Below are 11,285 nucleotides of genomic sequence, written 5' to 3'. Positions count from 1 at the left end.
TTATTCACCTAATACTTGATAATATAGACTTTCGTATTGTTTTCTGATTTTTTCCGATGAAAAACGATGTGTCACTCTTTCGATGGCATTCTCTGAGAATTGCTGCCATTTTTGCTTGTTTTGTAACAGTTCTAATACTCTCGAAGCAAACGCCTCTGTATCTCCTAATTCTTCAATAAAACCTGTTTCGCCATCAGCAATTACTTCTGGGATTCCACCTATATTCGAACCCACGCAGGGCACACCGCAAGCCATTGCTTCAAGCAGAACTAACCCAAAGCTTTCTTTTTCTGATAACAGTAATTTAATATCTGCAATCGAAAGTAACTCCGGAATATTTTTTTGTTTTCCGAGAAAGTGAACTACCTCTTCAAGACCTAATGCACGCACTAGATCATAAATCTGTCCGTACTCTGGTCCATCACCAATCAGCAGTAAATGGGACGGTTCTTTCTCATGGACCTTTTGGAACGTATGAATTACATCTTCCAGCCGCTTTACTTTGCGGAAGTTAGAAATATGGATCAGTACTTTATCATCATCCGCCATTCCGTATTTCTGTTTCAAATGATGTTTTTGATTCGGCACGTATTCGAGCTCGTTCACAAAATTATAAATAACATGTAATGGACACTTAACTCCGAGCATTTCCTTCGTTTGTCCAACTAGACTTTCGCTTACTGCTGTAGCAGCATCTGATTGTTCAATACCGAATTGAATCATTTTCTTCAAACTATGATCAATACCAAGTACGGTAATATCCGTACCGTGCAACGTTGTCACTATTTTGACAGGATGCTTTGCCATTTGTTTTGCTAAAATAGCGCAAATCGCATGTGGCACAGCATAATGTGCGTGAATAATATCTATCTGTTCCGTATCGATTACTTCTGCCATTTTTGTTGCCAGCGCTAAATCGTATGGTGGATATTGGAACACTGGATAATGATTTAACTCCACTTCATGAAAAAATATATTAGGATAAAATGAGTCCAGTCTAAACGGGATACTAGATGTAATGAAATGGATTTCGTGACCTTGTTTGGCCAGCATTTTTCCAAGTTCAGTCGCAATAATTCCAGATCCACCGACAGATGGATAGCATGTAATTCCGATTTTAAGCATATGGCAACCCACCTCGTTTATTTTTAATCTTATAATTTACGCCAATCAAAGAAGCCTGCATCTAGTGCTCTAATCATAACTTCTGCACCACCAAGATTTGTTACTAATGGAATTTGATAGACGTCACAAAGGCGCATCAACGCACTGATGTCTGGCTCATGTGGTTGAGCAGTTAACGGATCTCGGAAGAAAATGACCAAATCCATTTCATTATCAGCAATTCTCGCTCCAATCTGCTGATCACCGCCTAACGGTCCTGATTGGAAGCGATGAATTTCCAAGCCGGTAGCGTCACTGATTTTCTTCCCAGTTGTTCCAGTCGCCAATAAGGTATGATGCTTCAAAATTTCTGTATAAGCAATAGTAAAATTTACGATATCCTGTTTCTTTTTATCATGTGCAATTAAGGCAATTTTCAAGATGATCTCCCCTATTCTAAAATGTTTTCCAATCCATATACAAGCAGGTCCAACTTCATCACATGATCAATTGCAAGCTTCACACCAGTCATAAAAGACTCACGATGGAAGGAGTCATGTTTAATCGTTAAGTTTTCCCCAGCGGAACCGAATACGACTTCCTGATGTGCTACAAGACCAGGTAACCGCATACTGTGAATTTTCATGCCATCCACATCTGCTCCACGTGCTCCTGCAATCGTTTCTTTTTCATCAGGGTGTCCTTGTGTTTTGGATTCCCTTTCTTCTTGAATTAATTGTGCTGTTTTGACAGCTGTTCCAGAAGGCGCATCTAATTTACGATCATGATGCTTTTCGATAATTTCTACATCTGGAAAGTATTTCGCTGCCCATTTGGCGAACTGCATCATCAATACAGCTCCTAGAGCAAAGTTAGGTGCAATGATGACACCAATCCCTTTCTCTTCTGCTAGGTCTGTTAGCTCCTGAAGTTGTTCGTCGCTAAAGCCAGTTGTACCTACAACAGGTCGGATTCCGTATTTAATTGCAGTTTTAGTATGTAAATACCCGAATTCAGGAGTGGTAAGATCAACTAATACATCCGCATCGACTGCCTGAAAACATTGCTCAATATCTGTGTAAATGTCTACATCGAAATTGGGCAACTCTTCGAATTCGCTAACTTTCTTTCCTTCAAATTTATGATCTAAGCAGGCAATCAATTCTAAATCATCTTGTTTCTCGATCATACGTAATGCTTCACTGCCCATTTTTCCTCGCGGGCCAGCAACAATAACTTTCACTTTACTCATTCTGATCCTCCTGACTGTTTTTCCTTGTCCAACGATTTTTATCTCTTGTTTCGATCTTATTCATTGTTCGGTCAAATGCTTCATCTAAGCTAATCCCTTGAGAGTTAGCAAAGCAAATCATGACGAACAGTAAGTCTCCTAACTCCGCTTCAATCGAATTGTCTTTCTCTGTATTTTTCTTCGGTTTTTCACCATAAAGGTGATTGACTTCGCGAGCTAATTCTCCGATTTCTTCGGTAAAACGAGTCATCATAGTTAATGGCGAAAAATAACCTTCCTTGAATTGTGAGATATATTGATCGACTCGTTGCTGCATGTTCGCCATACTTTCTTTATTATACATTCAACACCCTCCATTGTTAAATAAAAAGACAGATGTTTATACATCTGTCTTTCATCATAATAAAACTTATTCATCACTCGCAAGGAAAAACATGGATGCAAAGCGGATTAACTCCGCTACTGCCACCAGTGCTGCTGCAACATATGTTAACGCGGCAGCATTTAACACTTTTTTCGTTTGACGTTCTTCATTATTGCGAATAATACCAGTTGAGACTAATTGGTTCATTGCCCGGTTGGAAGCATCAAATTCAACTGGCAGCGTGACTAGTTGGAACAATACTGCGAATGACATAAAAATAACCCCAACAAGTACTAAGTTCATTGCCCCTAACAGTATTCCTGCAATGATAAAAATAAAGGACATCTTGTCACCAAGTCCTGCAATTGGTACTAAAGTATGGCGAAACCGTAAGAATGCGTAAGCTTCGGCGTCCTGAATCGCATGTCCTACCTCATGGGCTGCGATCGCAGAAGCAGCAGCTGAATAACCATGATAATTATCACTCGATAATCGAACGACCTTTTTACGGGGGTCATAATGGTCTGATAAGGTACCTTTTGTCTCTTCTATCCTGACATCAAACAACCCATTATCATTTAATATTTTACGGGCAACCTCTGCACCGGTCATCATGTTTGCATTCATTACTTGAGAATATTTTTTATACGTGTTCTTTACTTTGGATTGGGCCCAAAGTGGTACAGCAATTAATAAAACCAGATATATTAAATACCCTAACATGTACAATCCTCCATTAGTTTATTCATTTATAACATTAATTTTAGTCAAAATCCGACAACGTGTCAATTGTAATGATTATACCGCTTCTCCTCTGTATTTTGCCCAGGCGACATAAGATAAACTAAGGAAAATAAAACCGAATACGATAAAAATTAACCATTTTGTATATTCTGCATTCGCCTTATTCATCGTATCACTATTTAGTTGGGAAATGTGTGAGAATGTCTCCTCTAGTTCTTTTTCATTAGATACCTTTTGATCATTGGTCAATAATGAGATGGATGCTTGATAATCCTGATATTGCTCCTCGTCAAGATGCAATTTTGCAACTGGAGAAATCACCTGCACATAGTATGCAATTTCTTCCACATCTTCAGTACTAACTGATTCTTTAGACAGAATAAGATCCATTTTTCTATCTAATTCTTGCTTCCATGTCGTCCAGAGTGGAGCATTTTCATTCTGAATGGCATCCCACAAAATTAAAATCTGCTGTGCAGCAATTCTTTTTTCGGTATAGCTTGCTGAGTCTTCTTGTAAAATGTCGATTCCACTTTCCAAATATTGCTGCATGACATCTTTATATGCATTCTTTTCTCTTGCAGCAGTTTCCAATATCGTTGATTTATTATTCTCAATCAATTGCAGTGCAACATGATATCGCTGTTCCTGCACTAGTCTTTCGAATGTATACATATATCGTGCATCTTGCTGCGCCAACACATTACTATGCACAAATGCTTGTATAATCATTAAAGAGAAAAAAAATACGATCATCACGCGAATACGCACAGCTACCCCTTCTTCCATCTTTCTTTTTAAAAATGTATGATGGAGTGTGGATAGATATGCAACCGTTTTGCTTTAAAGCTTGTTACCCAATTTTTGGTATGGATCATTGCGATGAACAGACCAGAAATAAACAGCTAGGATGGTAACAACCGATAACCAAAACGTAAAGTAGCCGATATGTGTTTGGTAATCCGATAAACTGCCATATACAGGCATCATTCCATAAACATAATCAATCATTTCATTATGCAGCAGCCAAATTCCTGCGATGGTTAAGTGGACTAATTTTATTTTGTACAGTGGAGCATAGAGAAACGCTTGAATAGCCATTGCACCATGAGAAGCGATTAACATATACCCTTGCCAACTTAAATCCCCAGTAACGACTAATGTCAGAATGTTCATAATCACTGCCCAAATGCCGTATTTTACTAGAGTGGTAAAGGCGAGCGCTTCAATAAGCGGGACGTTTTTTCCTTTTAAGATAAAAAACAAGAAAATAGTAAAGAATAAACTTGCTGTCGGGCTGTCAGGAACAAATAGCAGAAATGGAATCGGCGTATCTGCCAATTGGTTGCCATACCAATAATAGCCATAGATTGTCCCTAATAAATTTACGATGAACAACAAAGCTATGATATTCGGTTGAAATAAAAATTTTCTAATCATCTTTTTTCCCCTAACATTTGGTAAGATCATGAATGAACCTCACAGTAATCTTTGAAACATGTATTACTACCGGTTTATACCGTGATAAAAACCCTCGCCCGATATGTGAGAGCGAGGGTTTTTCGAATATGTGTTATTCACCTTCTGCAGCCTGTTCGTTGACAGACACAATAAATTCAGCAAGCTGCTGTAATTCTTCATCTGAACCTTCGAACTGATCTGCTGGCATAGTTCCGATACCATTGACCGCGATATCTTTAATTTCATCAACACCGTGCTCAGTTCCAATTAAGGAAGGAGCTGCAGCACCACCTGATAAGTCATCACCGTGACACTGAATACAGCTGTTCGCTTGATATACTTCATAACCGGGATCAGATTGATCAATTTCAACCGCATTTTCCTCCGGTAATTCCGGTTTATTATTTTCTGCTTTTGCTTCCCAATCAACATGATGAGCAGCTTCGTATGTTAGCCAGAAGATAGCCACAATACTTAGTAGCATTAATCCTGTTGAAATTGGACGCTTATGAGGACGGCGTTCTTTTCCACGGTCTAAGAAAGGTGCTAGGAATAAGGCACCAAAAGCAAGACCTGGAATAACAACGGAACCTAGTACGTTGAAAGCACCACTTGCAAATTTATATTTCAATAATTGATATAAGAATAAGAAGTACCAGTCCGGTAATGGTACATATGCTGTATCTGTTGGATCAGCTAATTTCTCTAATGGAGCCGGGTGCGCGATTGTTAAACATAAGAAACCAACTAAGAATACTGCACCAACTAACCATTCTTTAAGCAGGAAGTTTGGCCAAAAAGCCTCTGTTCTACCAGGATATTCTGAATAATCTTTTGGAATAAACTTTGGTTTGTCAGCACGAATACGTGAGTCGCCGACAAACTTCATCCCTTTACCTCGTTTCAACGCTATCCCTCCTTATCTGTCTGAATTCTACAATGGACCAGAAATACCTTGTTTTCGGATCATTATAAAGTGCACAGCCATTAAAACAAATAATGCAGCTGGCAAGAAAAATACGTGAATGGCAAAGAATCTTGCAAGTGTTTGAGCACCGACAATGGATGGATCACCATTTAAAAGCGTTTTAGCAAATTCGCCTATAAAAGGAACCCCTTCCACAATTTGAAGCGTAACAACTGTTGCAAAATATGCTTTGTTATCCCATGGTAATAAGTAACCGGTTAAGCCTAAGGCAAGCATAACGAAGAAAATTAATACCCCTACCATCCAGTTTAATTCACGTGGCTTCTTATATGCCCCTTGGAAGAAAACACGCAACGTATGTAAAAATAACATTACTATAACTACACTAGCTCCCCAGTGGTGCATTCCTCGAACTATCTGACCATGCGCCACCTCTGTTTGTAAGTAATAAACAGAACGCCATGCATTTTCAATATCAGGAACATAATACATGGTTAAAAACATACCTGATAAGATTTGGATTACTGTAACAAAGAAAGTTAACCCACCAAAACAATATACAAAAGCTGAAAAGTGATGTGCAGGGTTTACATGCTCCGGTACTTCGTGGTCTGCTATGTCACGCCAGATCGGAGTAATATCTACACGTTCATCAATCCAGTCATAAACTTTCTGTAACATCTAATTTGCTCCTCCTTCCTGGACAGGATTTGGAACTGTATCTCCAAGATATAAAGTTCCTTCTTTTACTTCCATTTGGAATGTATCAAGTGCTGCATTAGGTGGTGTATCTGGTACATTTAAACCACTCTTGTAATAACGCCCACCATGACATGGACAGTAAAATTCTTCCGGAAAATCTGGATTACTATTCCAGTTAACCGCACAACCTAAGTGTTTACAAGTTGGTGATAAAGCAATTATTTCATCATTTTCATCCTTATAAACCCAGGCACTATGAGTTACGTTTGATGTATACCACGCATCAACCTGCTCGATCGTCCAATCGAACCGCTGTGGTTCATTCGTTAATTCGGACACATCCACTACCGCATGCATTTCTTCACTACTTGAAGCTTGCAATACTGGATCAATCGCAAAACGTACCATAGGTGCAAGCATACCTGCAGCCATAAATCCCCCAACACCTGTTAACGTATAATTTAAAAATTGGCGACGGGACACTTGTTGCCTTTTCTCTGCCATCATTTACCCCCCTCTACACATATTCCGACTTCATGGATCATTATCTCTTATATTACTAGGACATTACTATGATAGCGCAAACTTTTGCTAGGGTCAATATAATCTCTTCTATAATATCTATTATTTTCTATTCAATTTAGTTATTTCCAATAACTTTCAATTAATTCACTAAGTTGATTCGTCTGGTTTGAAATTGCTTTTTGAGCGTGCTCAGACTTAAAATCATCGATTGAAGGAGCTGCTAACCAAACGAAGCTGCCAGCAAGATCTCTTTCAAATCGTTTCCAATTCACATCATATGAAAGTAGAAAAATATGTTGGAAGTGATCTCCAGAAAGGTTGCTTGTCCACTGGTTTACACGATCACATTCTATTTGAAAGTCTGTTCCCCGTACATATGTATAAGTGGGACTCAACATTATTCTGCCCGTATAATTTCGTTCTAATTCATCCGATATTATTTGTAAAGACGTTTTTTGATTGGCTAATTTATGAACATCAGCTGAATTAGCTAAGTCAAGTGGTATTAATGGGATACATAATGTATCGATAAATTCTTTGGATTGATAAAAAACCTCTAAGTCAGTACTTGTCCATTTCATTGTTTCCGTCTCCTTTTTTAGTATCATTATACCTTCTGTTATATATAAGAAAAAAATCGAGCTAACCACAAAAAGAAACGGAATTTACCTCTCTTAAAGGTCTTCCGTTCTTCAAGCTACTCACTTTTAATAATATAGGAGGTTTCTAATTTTTTCAATTGCTCTGAATAATATACAAAAAGCTCTTGATTCTTTTCGTCTAACGCTTCATTGATTTGTTGCAGTAACATTTCTTTTTTGTACTCATATAATGAATGTTGTAACCATTCATCCGCCATCCTTTTATCACTTTTGGTTAGAAAATAATCATCCGGAATGAATGGATTATCTTCTAACACTTTCATGTAAGGTATACTCTGCTTCGAATCTTTGAAATTGAGCTGAATATAGATAGGCTCCTGTGCATGCAGCCGAATATCGTGAAATGATTTATCTGCATCTGTCGTCACGATATGTTTTTTGTAAAATCGAAAGGCGATTTCTTTGGAGCAATGCGTGGAAATGATCATCGCTCGTGGGCAAAACCTAGCTTCCAATACAAAATGGACATGTTCCAGCAATTGATCATGGTTTAACAAATAATTAAGAATCCAGACACTTTCTCTCTTTTTTAGTTGAAAATTACCAAGAAACCACTGTATAAAAGATTTCTTATCCTCAATTTTAATTGACGTTTCCAAGGTTTATATCCCTCCCCCCATACTAAAAGAGAGTATCATCACTTTGTTCTTTCAAACGTTCTACATGTTGACCGATATCGAAATCTGAAGGATCAATGGATAAATATGCTTCGAACACTTCGATAGCGGTGTGAATCCTCCCTTCTTCCACAAGGAAATAGCCATAATTTTTAAGGAAATCAATATCTCCTTTCATTTTATTGTATGCATTTTGGTAAGCATTTAATGCCTGTTTATACGCTTCTTCTTCATAATAGGCTTTCGCAAGCTCCCAGCCAAAAATACCATCTAACTGTTCGATGTCCACATCATCCGAAAGCAGTTCAATAATTTCAGCATACATTTCCTGCTGTTTGTAAGACTCGACTAAAAATAGTAATGCTTCCTGGTATTCATTATCCAATGAAATAGCCTTTTTGACTAATTCGAACGCTTTTGGACTGTCACCATATTTCAATGTGATTCGTCCAGCGTGGAACCACATTTCTTTATTAAACGGGTCCATTTCTACGCCTTGATTCGCTGTTTGATACGCTTCGTCCAGCAATCCTTCTTCTTCATATGCTTTTGTAAGATACAAGTATACAGATGGATATTCTAATTCTTTCTCTAATAGCTGCTCCCAAATTTGGATAGCTATTTCGTATCGCTCTGATTTGAAAGCTAGAAAGCCGTATCGAAACAGAGTTTCAGGATCATCGGTTTCAATCGTCTGGTAATATTCGAGTGATTCTTCAAATTCTCCGTTTAAGGCATAGGCTTCTGCCAAACGGCTGGCAATATTCACACCAGCAAATTCATCGGATGTTCTTTTTAATTTTTCGTAATAGATCGTTGATTTATGATATTCACCTGAGGAAAATAGTAATTCGCCTAATGCGAAATCGATAATCGGTTCTTCTGGTGCAATGTTCTTTGCTGCTAACAGCTTTCGTTCTGCTACTTCAAAAAGTCCCTGTGCTTGGTAGAGATCAGCCAGTTGGACTAAGGCTTGCAAATAATTTCCGTCACTTTCTTCTATTTCATTTAGTAGCTCGATAGCTGCTTCATCTCGTTCGTCGTCGATCATGATATCGGCTAACAAGAGTTTTGCTTCACTATTGTTATGGTCTGTGAGCAGCATATTTTCTAATAGGTTCTTGGCTAAATCATGATTACCTAGTTCGATAAATATTTGGCATATATCTAATTTTGTATCTGCATCAGCGGAAGTAGCTGTTTCATTTAGTAACGTCAACGCTTCAGCAACTTCACCTGCATGAATCATTTCTATTGCTTGTTCTATCGTATTATTCAATCCATTCAACCTTTCTCATTTACTTCTTCCCTTTCATCTTATCTAATTCAAGCCGTTCGAGCAACTAGAAAACTTATTCGACTATTATACAATCGAGAGAAATCCTATCATTTTGCCTAACTGATGAATGTTGAAAGTATACTGCGCATTAATATTTCCTATAATACGGATTATGTCAACTAGCTAAGGGGTAGTTTTGAAATGATTCAACTGCTGGGATAGCGTTCCGGCCAACCACTCCATTTCGCGTCTTGCGGGGCACGGCTGCTAATCTATATATTATACTGAAGTTTGTGACGAGAAAGGCATAAAAGATCCATGTTCGCAGCGAACATGGATCTTTGTATTATTGTCCTTGGTTTAATAGTGTGTGTAAGTCTTCGAAGAAGGTTGGATAGGATATATTAATACATTCGTCGTCGTGTAATTCTACCTTATCATCTATTAGTAGTGACGCGATAGCGATCATCATACCGATTCGATGGTCGCCAAATGATTCAGTTACACCACCATTTAAGGAAGTGCCACCTTCGATTACCATACCATCATTCGTCGGCGTGATGGAAGCACCTAGCTTCGTTAACGTCTTAACGACAGAATCAATCCGATCCGTTTCTTTAAAACGCAGTTCTTCCGCATCTTTTATTATGGTTTGCCCTTTTGCCTGGGTGGCTAAAAGCGCAATGATTGGTATTTCATCAATGATACGCGGAATGATATCTCCCTCTATAACAGCTGCTTTTGGCTCTGAAGAACGAACTGTAATATCACCGATCGGTTCACCACCGATATTCTTCTTTTCTTCCACCATAATTGAAACGCCCATTAATTCTAATACATCAATAATTCCAGTTCTAGTCGGGTTCAGTCCGACATTTTCAATCGTAATTTCACTGTCAGGCGCAATGGATGCTGCAACCAGGAAGAATGCAGCAGAGGAAATATCACCTGGTACTTCGATATCACAACCTCTTAACGTTTGATTACCTCGAACAGTTATCTCATTTCCTTCTACCGAAAGATCTGCACCAAATGCTTTTAACATATTTTCTGTATGATCTCTCGTTTTTGTTTCTTCTACAACGATTGTTTCTCCATCTGTCAGAAGTCCAGCAAGCAAAACACCAGATTTAACCTGAGCACTTTTGACAGCAGGATAAAACGTAATTGGACTTAAACCGCCACCACGAACTGCCATTGGTAACAAACGACCGTTGTTACGTCCATCAATTTTAGCCCCCATCTCTCGCAATGGGTCAGCAATACGATCCATCGGTCTTTTTGATAAGGAAGCATCACCGTATAGTGTGAAATGATGTGGTAACCCAGCCAAAATGCCCATCAATAAGCGGGCAGTTGTACCAGAATTACCGAGGTTTATCGGTTCTACCGGCTCATTTAATCCTTCAAATCCAGCTGATTCAATCCAGACCGTATGTTGATCACGCTGAATCGATACACCCATCGCTTGAAAGGCTCCTATAGTAGACAGGCAGTCTTCTCCGACAAGGAAATTGGTGATGGTTGTTTTTCCCTCTGCCAATGCACCGAACATTACTGCGCGGTGGGATATTGATTTGTCACCAGGTACGCGAATTTTTCCGGACAATTTTTGATTTTGAAAAGCTAACACTTTATGAGACAAAT

Annotated in this window: 14 protein-coding genes; all 14 read right to left on the bottom strand. The window is 38.6% G+C overall.

What is annotated here, in order from left to right; genetic code table 11:
* Complete coding sequence (gene bshA / locus MUN88_RS16255; protein WP_244716889.1) at positions 1 to 1,125, bottom strand: N-acetyl-alpha-D-glucosaminyl L-malate synthase BshA; 1,125 nt, start codon at positions 1,123 to 1,125, stop codon at positions 1 to 3.
* A 29-nt stretch (positions 1,126 to 1,154) separates the two neighbouring features.
* Positions 1,155 to 1,544, bottom strand: coding sequence for a methylglyoxal synthase (mgsA, locus tag MUN88_RS16250; RefSeq protein WP_244716887.1), 390 nt, complete (start codon positions 1,542 to 1,544; stop codon positions 1,155 to 1,157).
* A gap of 11 nt (positions 1,545 to 1,555) precedes the next feature.
* Entirely contained in the window at positions 1,556 to 2,356 is an 801-nt protein-coding gene (gene dapB, locus MUN88_RS16245) for a 4-hydroxy-tetrahydrodipicolinate reductase (RefSeq protein WP_244716885.1), read from the bottom strand.
* A complete protein-coding gene (locus tag MUN88_RS16240; RefSeq protein ID WP_244716883.1) occupies positions 2,349 to 2,699 on the bottom strand; it encodes a nucleotide pyrophosphohydrolase in 351 nt (116 codons plus the stop codon). Before MUN88_RS16240 ends, dapB begins: the two co-directional genes overlap by 8 nt.
* 66 nt (positions 2,700 to 2,765) lie before the next feature.
* Positions 2,766 to 3,443 carry a zinc metallopeptidase gene (locus tag MUN88_RS16235; RefSeq protein ID WP_244716881.1) on the bottom strand — a complete coding sequence of 226 codons (678 nt, stop codon included), beginning with the start codon at positions 3,441 to 3,443 and terminating at the stop codon, positions 2,766 to 2,768.
* 75 nt (positions 3,444 to 3,518) lie between these two features.
* On the bottom strand, positions 3,519 to 4,235 hold the full coding sequence (locus tag MUN88_RS16230; RefSeq protein WP_244716879.1) for a sporulation protein YpjB: 717 nt from the start codon (positions 4,233 to 4,235) through the stop codon (positions 3,519 to 3,521).
* Positions 4,236 to 4,307: 72 nt separating this feature from the next.
* Positions 4,308 to 4,904, bottom strand: coding sequence for a lipoprotein heptaprenylglyceryl N-acetyltransferase LhaT (lhaT, locus tag MUN88_RS16225; protein WP_244716877.1), 597 nt, complete (start codon positions 4,902 to 4,904; stop codon positions 4,308 to 4,310).
* A 133-nt stretch (positions 4,905 to 5,037) separates the two neighbouring features.
* Positions 5,038 to 5,832, bottom strand: a complete 795-nt coding sequence (locus MUN88_RS16220) for a menaquinol-cytochrome c reductase cytochrome b/c subunit (protein ID WP_244716875.1) — start codon at positions 5,830 to 5,832, stop codon at positions 5,038 to 5,040.
* A 27-nt stretch (positions 5,833 to 5,859) separates the two neighbouring features.
* Positions 5,860 to 6,534, bottom strand: coding sequence for a menaquinol-cytochrome c reductase cytochrome b subunit (gene qcrB / locus MUN88_RS16215; protein WP_244716873.1), 675 nt, complete (start codon positions 6,532 to 6,534; stop codon positions 5,860 to 5,862).
* The gene (locus MUN88_RS16210; protein WP_244724589.1) at positions 6,535 to 7,059 is read right to left on the bottom strand and encodes a QcrA and Rieske domain-containing protein; all 525 of its coding nucleotides are present in this window, start codon (positions 7,057 to 7,059) and stop codon (positions 6,535 to 6,537) included.
* Between the two features lie 140 nt (positions 7,060 to 7,199).
* The gene (locus tag MUN88_RS16205) at positions 7,200 to 7,661 is read right to left on the bottom strand and encodes a DUF2487 family protein (protein ID WP_244716871.1); all 462 of its coding nucleotides are present in this window, start codon (positions 7,659 to 7,661) and stop codon (positions 7,200 to 7,202) included.
* 116 nt (positions 7,662 to 7,777) lie between these two features.
* Positions 7,778 to 8,341 carry a ReoY family proteolytic degradation factor gene (locus MUN88_RS16200; RefSeq protein WP_244716869.1) on the bottom strand — a complete coding sequence of 188 codons (564 nt, stop codon included), beginning with the start codon at positions 8,339 to 8,341 and terminating at the stop codon, positions 7,778 to 7,780.
* 22 nt (positions 8,342 to 8,363) lie between these two features.
* On the bottom strand, positions 8,364 to 9,638 hold the full coding sequence (locus tag MUN88_RS16195) for a tetratricopeptide repeat protein (RefSeq protein ID WP_244716867.1): 1,275 nt from the start codon (positions 9,636 to 9,638) through the stop codon (positions 8,364 to 8,366).
* A gap of 346 nt (positions 9,639 to 9,984) precedes the next feature.
* Positions 9,985 to 11,283 carry a 3-phosphoshikimate 1-carboxyvinyltransferase gene (gene aroA, locus MUN88_RS16190; RefSeq protein WP_244716865.1) on the bottom strand — a complete coding sequence of 433 codons (1,299 nt, stop codon included), beginning with the start codon at positions 11,281 to 11,283 and terminating at the stop codon, positions 9,985 to 9,987.
* Positions 11,284 to 11,285: the final 2 nt, after the last annotated feature.

Origin of the sequence: Gracilibacillus caseinilyticus, from assembly GCF_022919115.1 — a bacterium.
In the GTDB taxonomy this organism is placed as follows: domain Bacteria; phylum Bacillota; class Bacilli; order Bacillales; family Amphibacillaceae; genus Gracilibacillus; species Gracilibacillus caseinilyticus.
The sequence above is the reverse complement of the archived record's forward strand: the minus strand, read 5'-3'. Positions and strand labels throughout refer to the sequence as shown.